The sequence below is a fragment of the Oceanisphaera psychrotolerans genome, from assembly GCF_001870485.1.
Lineage (GTDB): Bacteria > Pseudomonadota > Gammaproteobacteria > Enterobacterales > Aeromonadaceae > Oceanimonas > Oceanimonas psychrotolerans.
In genome coordinates, this window is the sequence record NZ_MDKE01000016.1 from 20,184 (window position 1) to 42,577 (window position 22,394).

At 58.5% G+C, this 22,394-nt stretch carries 20 protein-coding genes and 3 pseudogenes; 2 read left to right on the top strand and 21 right to left on the bottom strand.

The features are described from left to right. Positions 1-112 precede the first annotated feature (112 nt). From luxS to BFR47_RS07290, 9 genes are all read right to left on the bottom strand, one after another. Positions 113-622 carry an S-ribosylhomocysteine lyase gene (gene luxS, locus BFR47_RS07255; RefSeq protein ID WP_071472445.1) on the bottom strand — a complete coding sequence of 170 codons (510 nt, stop codon included), beginning with the start codon at positions 620-622 and terminating at the stop codon, positions 113-115. Between the two features lie 140 nt (positions 623-762). Continuing rightward, positions 763-1,101 (bottom strand): nitrogen regulatory protein P-II, encoded by a 339-nt coding sequence (gene glnB / locus BFR47_RS07260; RefSeq protein WP_071472446.1) that lies wholly within the window; start codon positions 1,099-1,101, stop codon positions 763-765. 10 nt (positions 1,102-1,111) lie between these two features. Next, positions 1,112-2,731 (bottom strand): NAD+ synthase, encoded by a 1,620-nt coding sequence (locus tag BFR47_RS07265; protein ID WP_071472447.1) that lies wholly within the window; start codon positions 2,729-2,731, stop codon positions 1,112-1,114. A gap of 78 nt (positions 2,732-2,809) precedes the next feature. Then, positions 2,810-4,882, bottom strand: coding sequence for a type IV pilus modification PilV family protein (locus BFR47_RS07270; RefSeq protein ID WP_071472448.1), 2,073 nt, complete (start codon positions 4,880-4,882; stop codon positions 2,810-2,812). Positions 4,883-4,893: 11 nt separating this feature from the next. Beyond that, positions 4,894-5,178, bottom strand: coding sequence for a hypothetical protein (locus tag BFR47_RS07275; RefSeq protein WP_071472449.1), 285 nt, complete (start codon positions 5,176-5,178; stop codon positions 4,894-4,896). 104 nt (positions 5,179-5,282) lie between these two features. Beyond that, positions 5,283-6,041 carry a PilX N-terminal domain-containing pilus assembly protein gene (locus BFR47_RS07280; RefSeq protein ID WP_071472450.1) on the bottom strand — a complete coding sequence of 253 codons (759 nt, stop codon included), beginning with the start codon at positions 6,039-6,041 and terminating at the stop codon, positions 5,283-5,285. Positions 6,042-6,044: 3 nt separating this feature from the next. Next, entirely contained in the window at positions 6,045-6,599 is a 555-nt protein-coding gene (locus BFR47_RS07285; RefSeq protein ID WP_245748844.1) for a type IV pilin, read from the bottom strand. Further along, complete coding sequence (locus BFR47_RS18630; RefSeq protein WP_245748845.1) at positions 6,575-6,706, bottom strand: prepilin-type N-terminal cleavage/methylation domain-containing protein; 132 nt, start codon at positions 6,704-6,706, stop codon at positions 6,575-6,577. Before BFR47_RS18630 ends, BFR47_RS07285 begins: the two co-directional genes overlap by 25 nt. Then, positions 6,700-7,197, bottom strand: a complete 498-nt coding sequence (locus BFR47_RS07290) for a GspH/FimT family pseudopilin (protein WP_071472451.1) — start codon at positions 7,195-7,197, stop codon at positions 6,700-6,702. The genes BFR47_RS18630 and BFR47_RS07290 overlap by 7 nt, the downstream gene beginning before the upstream one ends. A 92-nt stretch (positions 7,198-7,289) precedes the next feature. Between BFR47_RS07290 and BFR47_RS07295 the strand changes: the two genes are divergently transcribed. After that, entirely contained in the window at positions 7,290-7,676 is a 387-nt protein-coding gene (locus BFR47_RS07295) for a type IV pilin protein (RefSeq protein WP_071472452.1), read from the top strand. Positions 7,677-7,800: 124 nt separating this feature from the next. Here BFR47_RS07295 and ispH read toward each other — a convergent pair whose 3' ends face one another. From ispH to murJ, 6 genes and pseudogenes are all read right to left on the bottom strand, one after another. Then, complete coding sequence (gene ispH, locus BFR47_RS07300) at positions 7,801-8,745, bottom strand: 4-hydroxy-3-methylbut-2-enyl diphosphate reductase (protein ID WP_071472453.1); 945 nt, start codon at positions 8,743-8,745, stop codon at positions 7,801-7,803. 10 nt (positions 8,746-8,755) lie between these two features. Continuing rightward, positions 8,756-9,208 (bottom strand): FKBP-type peptidyl-prolyl cis-trans isomerase, encoded by a 453-nt coding sequence (gene fkpB, locus BFR47_RS07305; RefSeq protein WP_071472454.1) that lies wholly within the window; start codon positions 9,206-9,208, stop codon positions 8,756-8,758. After that, a pseudogene (lspA, locus tag BFR47_RS07310) lies at positions 9,205-9,695 on the bottom strand (signal peptidase II). Before lspA ends, fkpB begins: the two are co-directional and overlap by 4 nt. Continuing rightward, a pseudogene (ileS, locus tag BFR47_RS07315) lies at positions 9,692-12,516 on the bottom strand (isoleucine--tRNA ligase). The pseudogenes lspA and ileS overlap by 4 nt, the downstream one beginning before the upstream one ends. A gap of 5 nt (positions 12,517-12,521) precedes the next feature. After that, entirely contained in the window at positions 12,522-13,472 is a 951-nt protein-coding gene (gene ribF / locus BFR47_RS07320; protein WP_071472455.1) for a bifunctional riboflavin kinase/FAD synthetase, read from the bottom strand. Positions 13,473-13,538: 66 nt separating this feature from the next. Further along, positions 13,539-15,095 (bottom strand): murein biosynthesis integral membrane protein MurJ, encoded by a 1,557-nt coding sequence (gene murJ / locus BFR47_RS07325; RefSeq protein WP_083399053.1) that lies wholly within the window; start codon positions 15,093-15,095, stop codon positions 13,539-13,541. 197 nt (positions 15,096-15,292) lie between these two features. On the opposite strand from murJ, the gene rpsT reads away from it, so the two are divergent. Continuing rightward, positions 15,293-15,553 carry a 30S ribosomal protein S20 gene (gene rpsT, locus BFR47_RS07330; protein ID WP_071472457.1) on the top strand — a complete coding sequence of 87 codons (261 nt, stop codon included), beginning with the start codon at positions 15,293-15,295 and terminating at the stop codon, positions 15,551-15,553. A 143-nt stretch (positions 15,554-15,696) separates the two neighbouring features. Here the strand turns inward: rpsT and BFR47_RS07335 are convergent, their stop codons facing one another. The 6 genes and pseudogenes from BFR47_RS07335 to ptsP all read right to left on the bottom strand — a co-directional run bounded on the left by BFR47_RS07335 (position 15,697) and on the right by ptsP (position 22,386). Continuing rightward, positions 15,697-15,996, bottom strand: a complete 300-nt coding sequence (locus tag BFR47_RS07335; protein WP_071472458.1) for an ArsR/SmtB family transcription factor — start codon at positions 15,994-15,996, stop codon at positions 15,697-15,699. A gap of 28 nt (positions 15,997-16,024) precedes the next feature. Then, positions 16,025-16,969 carry a transcriptional activator NhaR gene (nhaR, locus tag BFR47_RS07340; protein WP_071472459.1) on the bottom strand — a complete coding sequence of 315 codons (945 nt, stop codon included), beginning with the start codon at positions 16,967-16,969 and terminating at the stop codon, positions 16,025-16,027. Positions 16,970-17,076: 107 nt separating this feature from the next. Next, the gene (nhaA, locus tag BFR47_RS07345; protein WP_071472460.1) at positions 17,077-18,258 is read right to left on the bottom strand and encodes a Na+/H+ antiporter NhaA; all 1,182 of its coding nucleotides are present in this window, start codon (positions 18,256-18,258) and stop codon (positions 17,077-17,079) included. A gap of 185 nt (positions 18,259-18,443) precedes the next feature. Next, the gene (gene thyA, locus BFR47_RS07350; RefSeq protein ID WP_071472461.1) at positions 18,444-19,238 is read right to left on the bottom strand and encodes a thymidylate synthase; all 795 of its coding nucleotides are present in this window, start codon (positions 19,236-19,238) and stop codon (positions 18,444-18,446) included. Then, positions 19,235-20,053: a prolipoprotein diacylglyceryl transferase gene (lgt, locus tag BFR47_RS07355; RefSeq protein WP_071472462.1), complete on the bottom strand. Its 819-nt coding sequence runs from the start codon at positions 20,051-20,053 to the stop codon at positions 19,235-19,237. The genes thyA and lgt overlap by 4 nt, the downstream gene beginning before the upstream one ends. Before the next feature lie 75 nt (positions 20,054-20,128). Further along, positions 20,129-22,386, bottom strand: a pseudogene (gene ptsP, locus BFR47_RS07360) (phosphoenolpyruvate--protein phosphotransferase). Positions 22,387-22,394: the final 8 nt, after the last annotated feature.

The following is a 22,394-nucleotide window of genomic DNA, read 5'->3' on the forward strand; positions in this document are numbered from 1 at the left end:
CTGTAATAAGGGAAGTATATCAATAAAGAAAGAATAACAAGTGACAAAGCGCCCGGTTAAGCCAGTGCTGCTTAAACCGGGCGCCGTTGTCACGAGGGGAAGCCGCTTGTCATTACAGAGATTTCAGCATCTCTTCCGGCAATGCCAGTGTCTGGTTGCTGTTCACACCGATGCCACGCTCGATGATGTTGCGCGCGATGGCCTTGGCCTCGTCCAGCGAGTGCATCACGAAGGTGCCGCACTGATATTCATTCAGCTCGGGGATCTGCGACTGGTTCTCGACCTTCAGCACATCTTCCATCGCCGCCAGCCAGGCCTTGGCCACCCGCTGCTCGTCCGGCGCCCCCACCAGGCTCATGTAGAAACCGGTACGGCACCCCATGGGGGAAATATCGATGATTTCGACGCCGTCGCCATTGAGGTGATTGCGCATGAAACCGGCGAACAGGTGCTCCAGGGTATGGATACCCTTTTCCGACAGGATTTCCTGGTTCGGCAGGCAGAAGCGCAGATCGAACACGGTAATGGTGTCGCTATGGGGCGTGGCCATGGTTTTGGCTACCCGCACCGCCGGTGCCTCCATTCGGGTATGGTCGACGGTAAAACTGTCCAGCAGTGGCATATGTTATTCCTTGAATCGATGTTAATAGGCAATTGTGGCAAAAAAGCCGCCCGGTGGAAACCAAAGGCTGGTGATTGGGGATTGGTGACCAGGGACTGGGGGAAACCCACTCCCTATTCCCTGGTTCCTATTCCCAGCCCTTAAACCGCTTCTTCGTTCTGTTCACCGGTACGAATGCGGATCACCTGACCCACATCGAACACGAAGATTTTACCATCGCCAATCTTGCCGGTACGCGCGGTGTTTTCGATGGCTTCGATACAGGCTTCAACCAGATCGTCCTGCACCACCAGCTCCAGCTTCACCTTGGGCAAAAAGTCCACCATATACTCGGCACCGCGATACAACTCGGTGTGACCTTTCTGACGACCAAATCCCTTTACTTCCGATACCGTCATGCCGGTAATGCCGCGCTCGGCCAGGGCTTCACGCACGTCGTCCAGCTTGAAGGGTTTGATGATGGCTTCAATTTTTTTCATCGGTGGCTCCTTACCAATTTATTTTGCCAAAACCCGAGGTAATGGGGTAACGCCGGTCTTTGCCGAAGTTGCGCGGGGTGATCCGCGGCCCCACCGCACTCTGACGGCGTTTGTATTCGTTGATATCTACCAGCTTGATCACCCGGCGTACATCGGCTTCATCGAAACCGGCCGCCAGCAAATCATCCAGCGACTGGTCCTGCTCCACATAGGCTTCGAGCATGGCATCCAGCACATCATACGGGGGCAGACTGTCCTGGTCGAGCTGATCCGGTGCCAATTCGGCCGAAGGCGGCCGGTCGATAACCCGCTGCGGTATCACGTAGCCCAGGGTGTTGCGATAACGGGACAGCTCGAACACCAGAGTCTTGGGCACATCCTTGATCGGCGCAAAGCCGCCGACCATGTCGCCGTACAGGGTACAGTAACCCACCGCCACTTCGCTCTTGTTACCGGTGGTCAGCACCAGCCGGCGACGCTTGTTGGACAGCGCCATCAGCAGCACCCCCCGGGAGCGCGCCTGCAGGTTTTCTTCGGTGGTGTCTTTTTCGGTGCCTTCGAACATCGGCGCCAGCTGGCCCATGAAGGCGTCGAACATCGGTTCGATGGACACGATGTCGAATTCCACTCCCAGGTGTTCGGCCTCTTCCTGGGCGTCTTCCACGCTGATGGAGGCGGTATAGCGGAACGGCATCATCACCGCCTGCACCTTGTCTTTCCCCAATGCATCGACGGCGATGGCCAGGGTCAGCGCCGAGTCGATACCGCCGGACAACCCCAGCACGGCGCCGCTGAAGCCGTTCTTGTTGACGTAATCCCGAGTGGCCAGCACCAGCGCCTGATAAATCTCGGCCAGCGGCTCGAGCGGCGCATGAACCTGCGCCTTCACCGGCGCCTTGTGCTCGATGCGCACCAGGGCCAGCTCGCTGTCAAAGGCCGCCAGATTCTGGGTCAGTTCGCCCTCGGCGTTGAACACCTTGGAGCGGCCGTCGAACACCAGCTCGTCCTGGCCGCCCACCTGATTGAGGTACACCAGCGGCAGGCCGTTGTCGCGGCTACGCTGAGCTAGCAGGCTCTGGCGGATCCAGGACTTGCCTCTGTGATAGGGCGAGGCATTGAGGCTGAGCAGCAGCTCAGCCCCCGCCGCCCTGGCCGCCGCCGCCGGGCCGGCTTCCCAGACATCTTCGCAGATCAGCAGGCCCAGTTGATGGCCCTTGAACTCGATCACACAGCTCTCGTCGCCGGCGCTGAAATAGCGCTTTTCGTCGAACACGCCGTAGTTGGGCAGCAGTTGCTTGAAGTAACGGCCCTGCAACTGGCCCCGATAGAAGAAGGAGGCGGCGTTATAAAGCTTGCCGTCCTGGCGCCAGGGGTGACCCACCACCAGGGCGGTGTTGGCGCTGGCCGCCGCCAGCTGTGCGAGGGCGGCATCAACCCGCAGGTAGAGATCGTCACGGAATAACAAGTCTTCCGGCGGATAGCCGGTGATGGCCAGCTCGGGAAACAGCACCAGCTCGGCGCCCTGTTGCTCGGCGTCGGTGGCGGCGGCCAGCATGGCCCGGGTATTGGCTTCGATGGCGCCGACGGTCAGATTCAACTGCGCCAGCGCCAGAGTCAGATGTGAGGACATGGATTGGTCTGTCGTTAAAATGGCAATAGCAGCATAGTAATGAAAGACAGGGGCCTTGTCAGGCCCCTGTGTGTTGAGTTAGTTGCACTTGCCCGGCAGGGAGGTGCCGCTCGGCCGGTTGATCACCGCCAGCACACAGCCACCGTCAACGGCTTTCTTCCCCCCCTGGGTGCTGTTGACCGACACCGTCCAGGGGCTGGCTGGAAGGACAAACTCATAACCGGTAGAACCGGTAGCCGTCAGCGTGGCTGCAGATCCATTGTTCGCGTAACAGTTGTAGAAAAGCGACAGGTTGCCTTTATTCTGGCCCTGCCCTGAAGTCTGGGTAGAACCACAGCTGGTGGAAGGCCCGTTAGACTGGGTAAAGCTCACCTGTACCTGGCTTAACTGGCTATCGTTGCAGGTCTGCTCGGTCACCGTAGAGGCAACCGTCTCATAGGTGATACATTGTATCTGCCCCGTTACACTGACCTTGCCGGCAACCGTTTGCACCGACACATTCAGCGAAGAGTTTTTGGCGTCTGTTGTCTCAAACGTAGACAGCGGCTTGAAAGAGGTGATGCCGCTGTTGCTGCGCCGGATGGTAGCGGTAATGGTGGCCGAAGTCCCCTCCTGGAGGGCATTGATCAAGCCCCGGCTGTAAGTCCCATAGTATTGCTGGCTGCTGTCCACTATGGTCTGCACCGGCTCGTTGGTCACACTGGTGTTGCTGCTGGCACTGCTATTCCAAGTCGCCAACAGGGTCAGGTTGACGTCATAAAAAGGCACAAATTTCAGCAAATTGGCGGGTGTGGCATCGGCATTGCCGCCCATGACTTTATCTTTCAGATACTGACGATATTCCGGCGACACGATATCCACATAGATGCCCCGCGCCATCAGCTGATCCGGACCCGGCGCAACATCTACCATATTGGTTGTCCCGGGCGCTATGCTGTTATTCGCCAGGTAAGCCGAAAAAGAGCTGGGGGTAGAATAAGTCTGATTATAATTACCCTCGGCCTTTACCTGGCCGCGAATATAATCGGTGACCACTTCTTTTACATAATTCTGATAGGCCGACAGCACTCCGCTATTGGCAAAGATGCTGGCATCGAAGATATTAAACGCCACCAGATTCCAGTCGTTCGCCATTTCATAGAAGCCATCGATACGTACCATGCGACAGGCTTCAACATATGACGACGTAGCCAACACCGGAACTCCTAAAACATAGGTGTAATGCCCATGAGGAGGAGTATTACTCCGCTTAATGGCATCATACCAGTGGCTGAACTTGTTATCCGGGCCATCGAAATGACTGGCACAGCAAGTGGTACACAAAGGATCCTGTTTCTGTTGCGGCACGCCGGTCAATTTGTTTGCAGTTTCCCCCTTGACCCAATATGAAAGCCCGGATATTACCGACCGCTTCGCTGGCAGGTCGGCGACCTTGCTGCTGCCGAGCGTACAGTTGCAGGAAACCGTTGCCATGTCCTGCACCTGGGATTTCTTGTTGCTGCTGTCATACGCATTGGTGTTGAACGCCACCCTGAGACTGTCTGTCCCCCCCTGCTGGGCCAGTTTGGGCAAGGGACGGCTGGTTTCCTGGGTAATGCCATCCCCCAGGGTGATGGGGATGACGTTGGGTACCGCCCCCGGGGTATGGGCTACCTTGGGGCCACCCAGGCCCAGACCCCATGGGCTATTGGCTCCATTATTGCTGCCAAAAGGGCCACTCTCGGCAGAAAGGCTGGGCGACACCACAGAGCTCAGGGTAAAGCTTTGTGGCGCTCCGGTATCGTTCCAGTCGACAGTCACCGCTATCTCTTTTTTGCCCGAAGCAACCCCGCTCGGTGGCGGCGTGACCCACTGGGTGTTGGCGGCATCCCATCCATAATCGTCCACCGTCCAGCCCAGATCGTAGGTCACCCCATCCAGCACCGTCGATTCGGTGCCACCGGCGATATCCTGATACCCCTGCTTGTCCCGAAAATACCTGAGCTCGTCCAGCCTGGATTCGGCCAGCCGCAGGGCTACCTCCCGGCTGCGCCCGTCCCGGCTGTATTCCAGATAATTCTTGTTCAGCTGCAGCAGCGACCCCGCCGTGACCGCCACCACGATAAAGGCGATCAACACCTCGATCAGGCCAAATCCTTGTTGCCGTTTCATCCTGCCTCCTGCTACCAGTCTTTCCAGCTACCGGGAATGATATCGAGAGATATAAAGGGATTGCTGCCGCCGGTGCCCAGGCTGCTATTAACACAACCGCTGATATCGCAAATAATCTCTTCGTCATAGATGAAGCCAAAGTCACCATTCATCGAAGTGACATTATCGTGGTTTGCCAGCAAGCTGCCATAAACCTGGGCACCGCCATTGGCACTGATGGAGAAGCTGGGGTTGTCTGGATCGGAATCATAAGAAAACAGCAGACCATAGAACTTGCTCTTGGCATTCATCACCACGCTGGCGTCCTTGACCAGCAGGATAACGGGTTTGGTAGGGGAACCTATGGTATCAAATTTACAAGTCCCCCCACCGTCCACGATAAAAAAGCCGGCGCTGCCGGTCAGTAGCGGATCAGAGCAACTACTGACAATGGCGGTTGCTTGGCAGTAATATGCTCCCAGGCGGCGGCGGAATCCGGCTCACCGAATACATAGTCGAACATATCGCTGGGGAAACCCGGATCATTGGCGACGATATCGGCACCGATAACAGAACTGGCCCCCTGCTTGTAGCTATAGGCATTACTGGTAGTACAACCGCCATTTTTATATTCATGCTGACCACAGGTTAATGCACTGCCGCCGATATTCACCGCGTCTTTACTCCATATGGAAACCGGCACCCCCGTGCCACTGCCATTGGGATTGGCTACTATGGTAATGTTGCCGTTCAAGGGGGCGGTACCGTTAATTATAATAGGAGCTGCCGGCCCCGAATTATCGGGGTTGAGGATACTCGTCTCGGCCACCTGCATACTGACGCGGGTCTCACCGCCACCAGGCAGGGTGGCCACCGACAGAATATCGGTCACGCCAGCAGTGGTCGCGTTGGAGGTCATGGTGACGCTGTAACTTGCCTGGGCCGCCGAGCTGTTTACGGTGCCCGAGGCACTCGAGGCCGTCGCGTCCACCTTGAGCATGGCAATGGCTTCGGCCACCCCCTTTTCGGCGGCGGCATACGCCACCCGGTACTCGATTTCGTTGAGCGCGATGCGCTTTTCCGACACCAGCGCCTTGCCGATAAACACCGACACCGATACCAGAATCGACACCAGCATCAGCGTCACGGTAAGGGTGGTAAATCCGCGTTCCCTGTTCATGGCCTAGTACCCGTCGTTGCGTAGTTTGATCTGCCGCTGCAGGCTCATGGCCAGTGCCGGCCTGGTGGCATGAGAGGCGGAAATCGCCAGTTCGATGGCGCGCATGCCGGTGGCACTGGCGCCAGAAGCCAGCGCAAAGCTCAGGCTGTCGATCAGCACTTCTTTTTCCGATACCAGCTTGTTGCCAGTGCCGCAGAGTGTACTCAGGGCGACGGTAGTGGGCTCGTTATAGTCCGTTGCCACCTTCAATTCTTTATTGGCCTTGTCATAGCTGTATACCCGCACCACGGCACCGCTGCCGGCAGCCGGATCCGGGTCCCAGTATTTGATGCGGATACAGTCAGGCTTGGTGGCGCCCGAAGAGGTATAAAGATCGGCCGAGGTTGAAAACACGTACTTGGGCGAGCTGGCACCGGATGCCGGCGTACCCGGTGCCATGTCTTGTGCCGCGCTGGGGTGATAGCCCGCCCGCTGAATATCCCGCACCATGATATCGGTGATACTTTGCACATCCTGATTGAGGCGCGACAGCATCAGGGTGGTGTTGCCGGACACCATGACGGAGGTAAACAGGGAAATGCGCCCGCCACCACCACCAGCCCGGCCACCAGCGAGACCAGCATTTCCACTACCGAAAAGCCGCCATTTTTATTCAGCTTCAGCATGCCGGCACTCCTATCAGCTGATCATCGGAACAGGTCCGTATGATGCTGTTGTTCCAGGTGATGATCTTCATTTCCTGGCTGCCATTGGACAGGGTGACATTGCCGGATGCCAGGGTGCCTCTTCTCGGTCTGAAAGTAAGAGAACCATAGCTGGCTGTCAGCGTCACCGCTGGATAGTTCTGGCTGTCGAGTTCCTCAATCACCTGGGTGACGGTGCCGGCGCAGTTCGCCGGGTCGACCAGATCATTAATCTGATACTTCCAGCTGGCGGTGCCCGACCCGCTGAAACAGACGGTGATGTCCTTGTTGCGCTTGATCGCCTCGCTGCGAGCCAGCTGCAAATCCGCATAGATGGCCATGCCGGCGCTGCGCACCGTGTACTGCTGACGCAGAATCTGAAAGCTGGGCACGGCAATGGACAGCAAGACCGCCATCACCACCAGGCCTATCAACAGTTCGATAAGAGTCAGCCCTGCCTGACGCTTTTTCATTGGCTTCCTCCCTGAACACAAAACTCTGCGACAAGCCTACCTGCAGAGGCTAAGCTTGGCCCATACCCGGCGTTTAGACAAGGACCATCTGGATGCAAAAGAGTACCGGTTTTACCCTGATAGAATTGATGATAGTGGTGGCCATCGTCGCGATTCTGGCAACCGTGGCCTACCCCGCCTTTAGCAGCTACCTAGTGAAAAGCAAACGGGTCGAGGCCATACAGACGCTGTACAGCATGCAATTGAAACAGGAAGACTGGCGTATCACCCATCCCACCTACACCAGTGCGGCAACGGATTTGATCAACCCCACCAGCAACGCCCATTACAGCTACAGCACCAGCCTGTCCGGCGGCAGCTATACGGTGACCGCCACCGCCAAGGGCAGCCAGCTTAACGACAAGGAAGGCGGTGTGTCCTGCAGCCCGCTGACCCTGAGCAGAAACAACAGCAAGACACCGGCCGTCTGCTGGCAGTGATCAGCGGGCCGCCATCCTGGACAAGCCCGTTCCGGCAAGAGACAGCATCGATGCCAAAACAACAAGGCCCCCGATAACGGGGGCCTTGTCAGCTCATCAAGTCCAATGCCGGCTCGGCGCGGTGTCAGGAAACCTGCTTCACCTTGAGTTCGGCCGGCACTTCAAACACGATGTTTTCTTCCCGCCCCGGGTGCTCGGTCACGGTGTTGCCGCCCAGCGACTGTAAGTGAGCAATCACTTCCTGCACCAGCACTTCCGGTGCCGAGGCGCCGGCGGTCACCCCGACCCGGCCCATGCCATCGAGCCAGCCGGCCTCGATCATTTCCACGCAGTCGATAAGGTAGGCTCTGGTGCCGATTTTTTCGGCCAGCTCGCGCAGCCGGTTGGAATTGGAGGAGTTCTTGGAACCCACCACCAGCATTACATCCACCTTGGCCGCCAGCTCGCGCACCGCATCCTGCCGGTTCTGGGTGGCGTAGCAGATGTCATCCTTGCGCGGTCCTTCGATGGTCGGGAAGCGGGCGCGCAGGGCATCGATCACGTCCGAGGTTTCATCCACGCTGAGGGTAGTCTGGGTGACGAAGGTCAGGTTATCCGGATGCTTCACCACCAGTTGCGCCACGTCTTCCGGGTTTTCCACCAGATACATGCCGCCGTCGGTGCTTTCGTACTGGCCCATGGTGCCTTCCACTTCCGGGTGGCCGGCATGACCGATAAGAATGGTCTCGATGCCCTTCTTGCTGGCACGGTGGACTTCCATGTGTACCTTGGTTACCAGCGGACAGGTGGCGTCAAATACCTTGAGGCCACGACGCTTGGCCTCGAGGCGTACCGCCTTGGACACCCCGTGGGCGGAGAAGATGACGATGTTGTCGTCCGGCACCTGGTCCAGCTCTTCCACGAACACCGCGCCCGCCTGCTTGAGCTTGTTGACCACATAACGGTTGTGCACCACTTCGTGGCGCACGTAAATCGGCGCCTCGAACTTTTCCAGCGCACTCTGCACTATGCTGATGGCCCGATCGACACCGGCACAAAAACCGCGAGGGTTGGCGAGTAAAATATCCATGCCAGGCTCCTTATGCTTCAACGGCCGGTTGATCGACGGCCAGAATGTCCACCTCGAACACGACCTTATGGCCGGCCAGAGGGTGGTTGAAGTCCACGGTCACCGAATCACCGGCCACGCCGCGCACAATACCGGGAATTTCGGCGCCGTTCGGCTGGGTAAAGGACAGTATGGCCCCTTCTTCCAGACTCAGATCGGCGGCAAAGCGGCTGCGCTCCATATAGTGGATGTTATCCGGGTTGACCGGCCCGAAGGCATCGTCCGGACCCAGTTCGAAACGGTGACTGCTGCCTTCGGTCAGGCCCAGCAGGCAGGCTTCGAAACTGGGGGTCAGGCTGCCGTCCCCCATCCTGAGTTTCGCCGGCTTGCCGTGCAGTTGGGTGCTGTCCGCCACCGAGCCGTCTTCCAGCTTGATGGTGAAGTGAAACAGTACGTCGCTCTGCGGGCCTATTGGCTTGCTCATTGGGGACTATCCTTCTTGAAACTGTCGATAATGATCATGGCGGCGCCGACAAAGATAAAACTGTCGGCCAGGTTGAATGCCGGCCAATGCCAGTTGCCGACGTAGAAATCCAGAAAATCCACCACATGGCCCAAAGCCAGCCGGTCGATGACGTTACCGATGGCCCCGCCGATGATCAGGCGTAGGCCACCGGCAGCCAGCGAGCGGATTTGGGCAACTTGTACATCCAGACGCTGAGCAGCACCGTCACCGCAAAGGCCAGGCCGGCAAAGAACCAGCGCTGCCAGCCGCCCTGGTCGGCGAGAAAACTGAACGCCGCCCCCGGGTTATAAACGTGTACCAGGTTGAAGAAGGGGGTGATCTCCACCCCCGGATAGCCATAGGCCAGGTTGGAGACGGTGAGCCATTTGCTCACCTGATCCACCACCATGGCCACGATGGCCAGCCACCACCAGCGCAACCCGCTTTCCCACAGAGATTTCATCATGCAAACCGGCGAACTTCGCCGTCTCCGGCCACGTTGGACACACAGCGACCACAGATGCCGTCGTGGCCTTGATGGGTGTTTACATCAGCACATGGTGCCAGCAACGGCTGCACTTCTCGGCGCCACTCTTGGCGACACTCACCTTGAGCCCCGCCACCTCGGTGTCGGCGGCATCACCGGCGTCGGCCAGCGGCTGTACGGTCACGCTGGAGGTCAGCATCACGAAACGCAGCTCATCACCCAGTTGCCTGAGCTTGGTCGCCAGAGCGTCTTCCACGAAGAGGGTGATATCGGCTTCCAGCGCGCCACCAATCACCTTGTCTTTGCGGGCGGCTTCCAGCGCCTTGTTCACCGCCTGACGAACCTTGAGCAACTCGGCCCAATAGCCATCGCTCAGTTGCTCGTCGTCGGCCAGTCCGAACAGACCGTCGTAGAACTCTTCGGTGAACACGAACGTCGACCGCTCGCCGGGCAGCAGCGCCCAGATCTCGTCGGCGGTAAAGCTCATGATCGGGGCCATCCAGCGTACCAGTGCTTCCACAATATGGTAGAGCGCGGTCTGGCAGGAGCGGCGTGCCAGGCTGTCGGCCTTGGCGGTGTACTGCCGGTCCTTGATCACGTCCAGATAGAAAGAGCCCATTTCGACCGAGCAGAACTGCATCAGCTTCTGGGTCACCAGATGGAAGTTGTATTCGTCGTAGGCGGTGGTGATTTCCTGCTGAATCGCCTGAGCCCGACCCACGGCCCAGCGGTCGATGACCACCATGTCGTCCGGTGCCACCATGTCGGTGGCCGGGTTGAAGCCATTCAGGTTGGCCATCAGGAAGCGGGCGGTGTTGCGGATGCGACGGTAGGCATCGGCGCTGCGCTTGAGGATCTCGTCGGATACCGTCATCTCGCCGGAATAGTCGGTGCTGGTGACCCACAGACGCAGGATATCGGCGCCCAGCTTGTTCATGACCTGCTGCGGGCTGACCACGTTGCCGATGGACTTGGACATCTTGCGGCCCTGACCGTCCACGGTAAAGCCGTGGGTCAGCACCTGCCGGTAAGGGGCGTGTCCCTTCATGGCGGTGGAGATCATCAGGGAGGACATGAACCAGCCACGATGCTGATCCGAGCCTTCCAGATACATGTCGGCCGGGTGGCCCTGAAACTCGGCACGCACGTCCACCACCGAAGAGTGGGTAGAACCGGAGTCGAACCACACATCCAGGGTATCCAGCACTTTTTCGTACTGGTCGGCTTCGTCGCCCAGCAGCTCGGCCGGATCCAGATCCCACCAGGCCTGAATGCCGGCCTGTTCCACCCGCTTGGCCACGGCTTCCATCAGCTCGGTGGCGCGGGGATGCAGGGCCTGGGTTTCCTTATGCACGAACAGGGCGATGGGCACACCCCAGGTGCGCTGGCGCGAGATACACCAGTCCGGGCGGTTTTCGACCATGGACTCGATACGGCTCTGGCCCCATTCGGGCACCCACTGTACCTTCTTGATCTCACTCAGCGCCTGAGCACGCAGCCCGGCCTGATCCATGCTAATAAACCACTGGGGGGTGGCACGGAAGATAATCGGGGTCTTGTGGCGCCAGCAATGCGGGTAGGAGTGGGTATAGGCTTCGTGATGCAGCAGGGCGCCACGCGCTTTCAGCACCTCCACCACCGCATCGTTGGCCTTGAACACATGCTGACCGGCAAACAACTCGGTATCGGGCAGGTAAACGCCGTTGCCACCAACCGGGTTGGCGACTTCCAGACCGTACTGCTGACCCACCACGAAGTCTTCCTGACCGTGGCCAGGGGCGGTATGCACGGCGCCGGTACCGGATTCGATGGTGACATGCTCACCCAGAATGGCGGGTACGTCGAAGTCGTAGAAGGGATGGCGGAAGCGCTTCAGCTCGAGCGCCGCGCCCTGACAGTAACCCAGGTTGTGGTAATGCTGGATACCGGCTCTGTCCATCACGTCCTTGACCAGATCGGCGGCCAGGATCAGGCGCTCGGGGTTGTCCCCTTCCACCTGTACCAGCGCGTAGCTCAGCTCCGCATGCAACGCCACGGCGCGGTTGGCGGGCAGGGTCCAGGGGGTGGTGGTCCAGATGGCCACCGACAGCGGGCCCTGGCCGGTATGGCCGTCGGCGCAGTCGAAGCTGGCCGCTACCGCGGCTTCGTCCACCGCGGTGAAACGCACGTCGATGGCCGGCGAGCGCTTGTCTTCGTATTCCACTTCGGCTTCTGCCAGCGCAGAGCCGCAATCGGTACACCAGTGCACCGGCTTGGAGCCCTTGTGCAGGTGGCCGTTGTCGATGATCTTGGCCAGCGAGCGAATGATGTTGGCTTCGGTATCGAAGTTCATGGTGAGGTAGGGGTTGTCCCAGTCACCCAGCACGCCCAGACGGATAAAGTCGGTTTTCTGCGCTTCGATCTGCTCTTTGGCATAGGCGCGGCAGGCTTCGCGGAACTCGGCGGCGGAGACCTTGACGCCGGGCTTGCCGACCTTGCCTTCCACCTTCAGTTCGATGGGCAGACCATGGCAATCCCAGCCCGGAATGTAGGGAGAGTCGTAACCAAGCAGCCCCTTGGACTTGACGATGACGTCTTTCAGGATCTTGTTGACCGAGTGACCGATGTGAATGCTGCCGTTGGCGTAGGGAGGGCCGTCGTGCAGAATAAACGGCTTGTTGCCGGCCTTGGCCTGACGCACGGCACCGTACAGATCCTGGTCAATCCAGCGCTTGAGCATCTCCGGCTCACGCTGAGCCAGGTTGCCGCGCATGGGAAACTCCGTTTCGGGCAAATTCAGGGTATTTTTATAGTCGCTCATGGATCCTACATTCCGTTCGGTTGTGATGACGCCAGCCCGAACCATTGGCGGGCTTCGGCGGCATCGCGTTGAATTTGCTCCTTTAACAGCTCAAAGGAAGCGAATTTTTGCTCGTTCCGCAATTTATGGCGGAGCTCTACCTCCACCTGTTTGCCGTACAGATCGCCTGAAAAATCAAACAGATGGACTTCTAACAGGGCGCGGGTACCGCTGACGGTGGGCTTGTCACCGATATTGGCTACCCCGGGATAACGGTGACCATTCATCAGCCACAGTTCCACCACATAAACGCCGGACACCGGGATCACCTGCCGCTTGAGCGCCACATTGGCCGTGGGAAAGCCGATGGTTCGCCCCAGCTTGGCACCATGCTCTACTCGTCCGCACAGGCTGAAGGGGCGCCCCAGCATGGCGGCGGCATCATCCAGCCGGTCTGCGGCCAAGGCTTCGCGGATCAGGGTGCTGCTGACTCGCTGGCTGTTCATGCGCCAGCTCTGGGTGCTGACCAGCTCGAAGTCGAAGGCTCGGCCGGCCCGGGTCAACAGTTCGAAGTCTCCGCCCCGGTTTCGGCCGAAACGAAAATCGTCACCCACCACCAGAAAGCGCACCCCCAGCCGGTCCACCAGCAGGCCACGGATAAACTCGTCCGGGCTCTGGGCGGCAAAGTCGGCATTGAAACGCACACACAGCAGGCGATCGATACCCAACCGGGCCAGCTGCTGGTATTTTTCCCGCAGCCGGGTCAACCGGGGTGGCGCTTCGCCACCGGTAAACAACTCCTGAGGCTGAGGCTCGAACACCATGACACAGGCCGGCACCTTGAGACGACGGGCCTGCTCGACCAGACGACCCAATACGGCCTGGTGCCCCAGGTGCACGCCATCAAAATTACCGATGGTCAGCACACAGCCGTGATGCCATGGTTTGATGTTGTGAATGCCGCGAATAAGCTCCATAGATTCCGATGCCGGCCTCTGTAAATCGGCGGATTATACCCCAGCCGGCCCTCAGGATCAGCCCTGCTACGCGGTTTTAAAGTGCTTTATCCGCACACCGGTCAGCAGCAGCAGGGCACCGTAACACAGGGCACCGGCACCGATATAGCCCAGCAGGTGCAAACTGCTGGTCAGCAGGCCCCACTCGGCCCACTGTGCCAGTGGCGGCGACAACAGCCACAGCAGCGCCGCCATGCCGATGCCGGCCAGCGCCACCTTGAGGGCAAACAGCAGGGTCTGTCGGCTGGGGTGATAGATATCACGCTGGCTCAACCCCCAGGCCAACAGGCCGGCGTTCAATATACCCGACATCGCGGTAGCCAGTGCCAGTCCCACATAGCCGAGCGGGAAGATAAGCAGCGCATTGAATACCATGTTGGCAACCATGGCGATAATGCCGAAGCGCACCGGGGTCTTGGTATCCTGACGGGCATAGTAACCCGGAGCCAGTACCTTGATCAGCATGAAGGCCTGCAGCCCCACACCATAGGCCACCAGGCTACGTCCCGCCGCCGCCACTTCGGTCATGCCGAACTCGCCACGCATGAACAGCACCCGCAGCATGGGCTCGCTGAGCACGATCAACCCCAGCATGGCGGGAAAGCCCATCAACAGCACCATGCGCACGCCCCAGTCCATGGTGGCGGCAAAGCCATCCCTGGCTTCCTCCACATGGCGGCTCGACAGCGCCGGCAGGATCACGGTAGCGATGGCGATACCGAACAGGCCGAGCGGAAATTCCAGCAGACGATCGGCATAATACAGGTAGCTGATGGAGCCGGTGGCCAGAAAGGAGGCCAGCATGGTATCGAACAGCAGGTTTACCTGGCTGACCGACACCCCGAACAGGGCCGGAATCATCAAGGTGCGGATCTTCACCACCCCGGGGTGATGCCAGGCCCAGCGCGGCCGCACCAGCAGGTGCAGTTTCGCCAGAAAGGGGAACTGAAACAGAAACTGGATCAAACCGCCGGCAAAGACCCCGATGGCCAGTCCCAGCTCGGGCTGTGCCAGCCGCGGTGACAACCAGAGTGCGGCGGCAATCAGTGCCACGTTGAGAAAAACCGGGGTAAAGGACGACACCGCAAACTTGCCGAAGGTATTGAGTATGGCCCCGGCCATGGCGGTAAAGCTGATAAACCACAGATAGGGAAAGGTGATCTTCAGCAACAGGGAGGCCAGCTCGAATTTGTAGGCCTCGGGCCCGTCATTCATCCATTCGATGAACCAGCCGGCCCCGAACAGGGCCGTGACCACGCCGGAGCCGACCATGCCGGCCAGGGTCACCAGGGTGACAATCAGCCCCAGGGTACCGGACACCGCCGCCAGCAGATCCTGAGTATCCTTGAAGCTGCGGTTCTGCTTGTATTCGGTCATCACCGGCACAAAGGCCTGATTGAAGGCGCCCTCGGCAAACAGCCGGCGCAGAAAGTTGGGAATACGATTGGCAAAAAAGAACACATCGGCCGCGGCTCCGGCCCCCATCAGGTTGGCGATCACCACGTCACGCACCAGCCCCAGCACCCGGGATACCAGGGTCATGGCGGACACAATCAGGCCAGATCGCAAAAGCGCCTTGCTCAAAATGAAAACCTCACGGTAAGAAAATTGCTGTCTGCAGGGGAATGCTGCTAGAATCCGGTCGACAGTTTAACCCCCTGCCCTGTGTCTGACCACAGGGCGGTGTTTATTTGCACAAATCAATTGACAATCTGCGGTGAAAAAGGCATATTCCTCGGCCTTTTATTAACACTCGCTAAGACAGTTTTAGGAGTTTTACCTTGGCTAATATCAAATCTGCTAAGAAACGCGCGATTCAAGCAGAGAAACGCCGTAAGCACAACGCAAGCCGTCGTTCCATGGTTCGCACCTACGTCAAAAAAGTAGTTGCTGCCATCGCTGCCGGTGACAAAGCGAACGCTCAAAAAGCCTTCGACGCCGCTCAGCCGCTGCTGGATCGCATGGCCACCAAGGGCCTGATCCACAAGAACAAGGCTGCTCGTCACAAGAGCCGCCTGAACGCCAAGATCAAGGCTCTGTAAAACAGAGACTTGTCCGCAGCGTCAAAAAAACCGGCTTAATGCCGGTTTTTTGTTGCCTGGGTTTTGTGGGTGAGCTGTTAAAGACAGACCTCCCCGCTTGCAGACAGCATCTGCTGTTTAAACTCCCCCCTCCCTCACACTGTTCACGCTTCCTGACAATACAGCTTGTGCAACAAGGCGATCACTTCCCGCACTTCCTCGCTTTTGAGCGAATAATAGACCGTTTGCGCTTCCTTGCGGGTGCCCACCAGCCCGTCGTTGCGCAAAATCGCCAGGTGCTGAGACAACGCCGACTGGCTCAGTCCGAGATGCTGATTCATTTCTCCGACCGACATTTCCTGCTCGAGCAGATGACACAGGATAAACAGCCTTCGTTCATTGGCCAGCGCCTTCAGCAGCTTGACCGCCTGAGCTGCATTCGCCGCCATGTCGTCCATATTCATTGCCATCATGATGTCCACGTTCAGGGGGTTAACTCAACTCACTGTCAAAGGTCACGGGCGGCGTGACCGCCGAAAAGTCGTCCAACCCGGAGAAGAGCGAGGTGAAGTCGCTTTCGCATAACCGTTTTACCGCCGGATGCTGGATCATCCGCTCGGCAAAAATAACGTAGTACTCTTCCTTCAGCTCCTCTACCCGGCCGATTTCTATCACCGGCTGATATTGCAGGATGGCATCCCGGTAGATGGCAGGCGCAACGAAGATACCCTGATTGAAAAAGCCGAATGCCTTCATCATCGCCGCATCGTCAAATTCGCCCAGTATCTGCGGTTTGAGTCCCTGCACTTCCAGCCAGTGGCGCAGCTGCCGGCCCATGGCGGTCCGTCGTCCCGGGATCAGCAGGCGTCGCTCTTCCAGACAGGCGGGGAAGGGGCGGGTCGGCAGCGGCTCGCGGCAGTAAAAGCCGATATCGCACTCCCCCAGCTTCTTGGACAGCAGCCCGGCATGCTGAGCCGAGTCCACCGGACAGTCCGACAGTATCATGTCCAGCTTGTGCTGGCTCAGCTGCTCAAGCAGCATTTCGTGGGTCGACTCATAGCAACGCAGATGAATGGAGCCGTCGTTGGGGATCACCGAGAGCAACACCCGACTCGCCAGCCGCTTGGACAGCGCATCGGCGATGCCGACGTCGAACACCAGATGATCTTCCTTGCGATAATTGACGATATCCAGCATCTCGTAAGACAGGCTGAACATCCGGTCTGCGTACTGGAAGACCAGCTGCCCCAGCTCGCTGGCCTCCAGCTGGCGGCCCTTGCGTTTGAACAGCTTGCCACCGAGACGCTGCTCCAGCTGACGGACCTGTCCGGTCACGGTTTGCGGCGTCAGAAACAGCGCCTCGGCCGCCTTGGTGACAGAGCCCTTCTTCTGCGTCATCCAGAAATAGTACAGGTGGTTGTAGTTAAGGTGTGACAAAGGCCATCTCCAATACATGTTGGCCCCATCATAATGAAAGCGGCCGGGTTTGAATACCCGGCCGCCGTGTTGAAGACCACTATCGTTGTGATGGCGATGCCTGTCGGCTACAGCTGCAGCGCCGGCTTGGGCAGGTTGCGGGGCAGAATATGATAGAGCATGGCATAGCCCAGCAGCGCCGCCAGCGTCGAGCCCATCAGGATACCGAGACGCGACAGATTCATCAGCTCCGCCTGGCCGTCAAACGCCAGCGAGGAAATAAAAATAGACATGGTGAAGCCGATACCACAGAGCACCGAGACGGCAAAAATCTGCCTGAAGCACACGCCGGCCGGCAGTTGTGCCACCCCCAGCCGTACCGCGGCCCAGCTGGCCAGAAAAATGCCCATGGGTTTGCCGATCAGCAAGCCGACGATGATCCCCATCGGTAAGGCCGACGACAGATCATCCACCGACAGCCCCTGCAGTGACACGCCAGCATTCACGAAGGAGAACAGCGGCAGTATCAGGAAGGCACACCAGGGGTGCAGGAAACGCTCCAGTTGTCTGGAGGGCGAGAATTTGCGGCCATAGAGCGGGATCAGGAAACCCAGTATCACCCCGGCCAGTGTCGCATGTACTCCGGACTTGAGTACCGCCACCCAGACTATCCAGCCCAGGATCAGATAAGGCACCAGACTGCAGACCTGAGCCCGGTTCAACCAGAACAAGCCGCCGATGCCGAGGATAGCCACCGACATGGCCGGTAGCGAAAGACCGTGATTGTAGAACAGGGCAATAATGATGATGGCACCCAGATCGTCGATGATTGCCAGCGCCAGCAGGAACACCTTGAGACTGAGCGGCACCCGCTTGCCGAGCAGCGCCATCACCCCCAGGGCGAAGGCAATATCGGTAGCGGTGGGAATGGCCCACCCATTTTGGTTCACGCCTTCACCGATGTTGAACAGCAGAAACCACAACGCCGGAAACAGCATGCCACCGAGAGCGGCCAGAGCAGGAAAAATGGCTTTTTCCCGGCTGGACAAGGCACCCGAGACCAGCTCGCGCTTCACTTCCAGACCGATGACCAGAAAGAAAACCGCCATCATGCCGTCGTTTACCCAGTGCGATAGCGACTTGTCCAGATCAAGGGTGCTGATCCGCAACTGGATCCGGGTACCGAGCAGTTCATGATAAAGCTCGGCCAACCCGGTATTGGCCATCACCATGGCGATCATCGCCGCGACAATAAGCAGAATGCCACCGGCAGATTCCATTGCCAAAAAACGCTTCAATACGTCTGACATACACTTGAAACTCCTTTTATCAAGAATACGTCCGAGTGTAATCAGCCCACCCAGAGGCGAGTAATCGATTGTATCGACTTAATACATCGAAAAAACCGATTCTTTACCGATAAATAGCCTTGTATATCCGTTAATCTGGCGAAATTTAACACCAAGTTGAAATAAATTTACAATTAAAACCCGGCTTAAACCGCCACCGGGGCCTTGATATGCGGATGTGCCTGATAGTTTTCCAGCACAAAATCCTCGAAGGCATAATCAAACAGGGAGTCGGGCTTGCGAGCCAGCTTCAGGGTCGGCAAGGGCAGCGGCTCTCGACTCAATTGTAGTCGAGCCTGTTCCAGATGATTGCTGTAAAGGTGCACATCGCCGCCGGTCCAGACAAAATCGCCGACCTCCAGCCCGGCCTGCTGGGCCATCATGTGGGTCAGCAGGGCATAGCTGGCGATATTGAAGGGCAGGCCGAGGAAGACGTCACAACTGCGCTGATAGAGCTGGCAGGACAACTTGCCGCCGGCGACATAAAACTGGAACAGGGCGTGACAGGGAGCCAGCGCCATCTGATCCAGCTCACCCACATTCCAGGCCGAAACGATGATACGCCGGCTGTCCGGGTTGGTCTTGAGGGTCTCCAGCGCCTGGCTGATCTGATCGATCACCCGGCCGTCCGCCCCTTGCCAGCTGCGCCACTGATGACCGTATACCGGCCCCAGATCGCCGTTGTCATCGGCCCATTCATCCCAGATCCGCACCCCGTGCTGCTTCAGGTAGCCGATATTGGTATCGCCGTTCAAAAACCACAGCAATTCGTGAATAATCGATTTCAGGTGGCACTTCTTGGTGGTGATCAGCGGAAAGCCCTCGGCCAGATTGAAGCGCATCTGATGACCGAACACCGACAGGGTGCCGGTGCCGGTTCTGTCTTCCTTGGGTGCACCTTGATCAAGGATATGCTGCATCAGATCGAGATAGGCCTTCATGCTGTTTTTTCTCCATTACCAAACCATCGGGGGCGACGACAGGCCGCCCATAACATCAGTGCACCGGCCAGCATCATCGGCATCGACAACAGCTGCCCCATGCTGAACAAATCGAGATAGAGTCCAAGCTGGGCATCCGGCTCCCGTACAAACTCCACCATGAACCGGAACAGGCCGTAACAGAGCAGAAACAGGCCGGAAACCACGCCACGGGGGGGACGCGCTCGCCAGGCCAGATTCAGGATGATCAGCAAGACCACCCCTTCGAGGGCAAACTGATACAGCTGGGAAGGATGACGCGGCAACATGCCCGCGGCCGGAAAGACAATGCCCCAAGGGACCTCGGTTGTCCGGCCCCAGAGCTCACCGTTGATGAAGTTGCCGATACGGCCGGCGCCGAGACCAAAGGGGATAAGGGGGGCGATAAAGTCCGATACCGCAAAGAAGGTTTTGTGCTGCTTGCGGGCAAACAGCCAGAGCGCGGTAATCACCCCGATCAGGCCGCCGTGAAACGACATGCCGCCGGTCCAGATCTTGATGAGGTAGAGCGGATCCGCGAGAAAGGTATCGAACTGATAGAAAAATACATAGCCGAGGCGACCGCCGAGGATCACCCCGAGAAAGCCGTAGAACAGCACATCGGATACCTGATCCCGGTTCCAGCCCGATCCCGGTTGTGCCGCACGGCGATTGGCCATCCACCAGGCGAAGACAAAGCCCAATAGGTACATAAGGCCATACCAGTGCACCGCCAGGGGACCGATTTGTATGGCGATGGGATCAAACCCGGGAAACACCCAGTGACTTTGAGACATGCACTTACCCCGTCAACGACAAAAGCGGGTATTGTGCTATCCGACAGGGAGAAATACCAGAGTTTAACTCTGTGCCTAACGTCCGCCGCGCAGCAGCCCGCCCAAGCCGCGTTCTTCCAGGTAGCGGGCAAACACCCCCTTGAAGGCTCCGGTATGCTGATGTCTCAGCGCTTCCTCCAGCAAGGCCTGCAGCTCGGTACTGCTGGACTGGCGCACTATGTATCTGGTGCGCATGAGATTGCTGTTATTCATGCTGAAACGACGATAGCCCATGGCCAGCAATACCAGCACCCCGATAGGATCACCGGCCAGCTCGCCGCAGATAGACACCGGTTTGCCGTAGCGACGAGCCGTATCGATAATCTGTTGCAGGGCTTTTAATACCGCCGGGTGCAGGGCATCGTAGATACCGGCTACCCGACCGTTATTACGATCCACCGCCAGCAGATACTGGGTCAGATCATTGGTGCCCACCGACCAGAAGTCCACCAGCGGCGACAACTCCGGCAACAGATAGAGCAGCGAAGGCACCTCTATCATCACCCCCAGACTGGGATAACGAACCACTCCCTGCTGGTCGACGGTTTCGGCAGACACCTCGCGCCAGGCCCTGTCCATCAATCGGCGCGCCACCCTGACCTCGTCCAGACTCCCTACCATCGGCAGCATGATGGACAGGTTGTCCAGGCCTTGGCTGGCACGTAGCATGGCCTTCAGTTGCACCAGAAAGATTTCGGGATGATCGAGGGTAAGACGGATGCCACGCCAGCCGAGGAAGGGGTTTTCTTCGACTATCGGAAAATAGGGCAACTGCTTGTCGCCGCCCACGTCCAGGGTACGCATGCACACCGGTTTGCCCACATAGCTGGTCAGTACCCGCCGGTAGCTGGTGACCTGTTCCTGCTCGGAGGGGAAGCGGTCGCGCATCATGAAGGGAATTTCGGTGCGGAACAGCCCCACCCCATCGGCGCAATCGTTCATGCCGATATCACTGTCGGCACTCAACCCCGCATTCAGCAACAACGATACCTTGACGCCATCCAGCGTAACAGAGGGCTCATTGCGTACCGTGGCAAAGAGCTCGTCCATCTGCTCTTCTTCGACGATCAGCTGACGATATTCGCGCACGATCGACGCCACCGGCTCCACCAGCAACTCGCCGCTGTAGCCATCGACAATCAGGGTCCGGTCTTCCAGCAGCTCGAAGGAATGATCGATCCCCATCACCGCCGGAATGCCCATGGCGCGGGCCAGGATGGCCGCGTGAGAGTTGATGGAACCTCGGGCGGAGACGATGCCCTTGAGCTTGCCCCGGGGGAATTCCGCAATCAGGGTGGCGCTGATTTCGTCCGCCACCAGGATAATGGGCTCCGCCAGGGTCAGTAAACCATCATCCTCATGGATAAGGCGAGTCAGCAGCCGCTGCCCCAGATCCCGTATATCCGCCGCCCGCTCCCGCAGATAAAGGTCGGACATGGAAGAAAACTGGGCTATCTGTTTTTCGCACACCCGCTTGACCGCACTGCCGGCAATCCAGCCTCGCTCGATCTGCTCCCGGATCAGGCCGATAAACACCGGATCCTTGAGAATATACTGATACACCTCGAACACCGCCACCGACTCGCTGGCCTGCGACTCCTTGAAGCGCAGCGCCATGCTGTTCAGTTCGTCTTCAACCTGCACCAGCACCTTGTCGAGACGCTCGTGCTGCAAAGCAGGATTATCGCCCTTGCGCTCGGTCACCTGGTGCAGTTCAACCCTCGGCCGCCACACCCAGCCGCGCGCAATGGCGATACCGGCGAGCCGGCCAGACCGCGCAGCATGCCACGCCCGTTGGGGGAGGTCAGATTGCCTTTGGCTTCGGCATGGGCAATAACGGTGGCCAGCTGAGAGGCCAGCGTGACAAGAAAGGACTCTTCTCCTTCTTCGAACAGCCGAATCTGTTTCTGCTGCACCACCAGCACGCCCAGGGTTTTACGCTGATGCATGATGGGGGCACCGAGAAAGGACTTGAAGGCGTCCTCGTGGGCTTCCGGCAGGTATTTGAACTTGGGGTGATGCTGGGCGTTGGCCAGGTTTATCAGCTCTTCCTTTTCACCGATAAGACCAACGATACCCTCTCCCATGGGGATGCTGGCCCGGCCCACCGCCGAGGCAGCCAGACCATCGGTGGCGGCAAGCAGGTAAGACTGCTGGCCCTCCTGGGATAAATAAATGGAGCAGCAATCCACCTGCATGGCATTGCGGGTTTTTCTGACCAGTTCAGACATGGCTTCATTCAGGTCGGAACTGGCCGTAACCTGCTGAACGATTTCCCGCAATTCCTTTAACACAGCCGCCT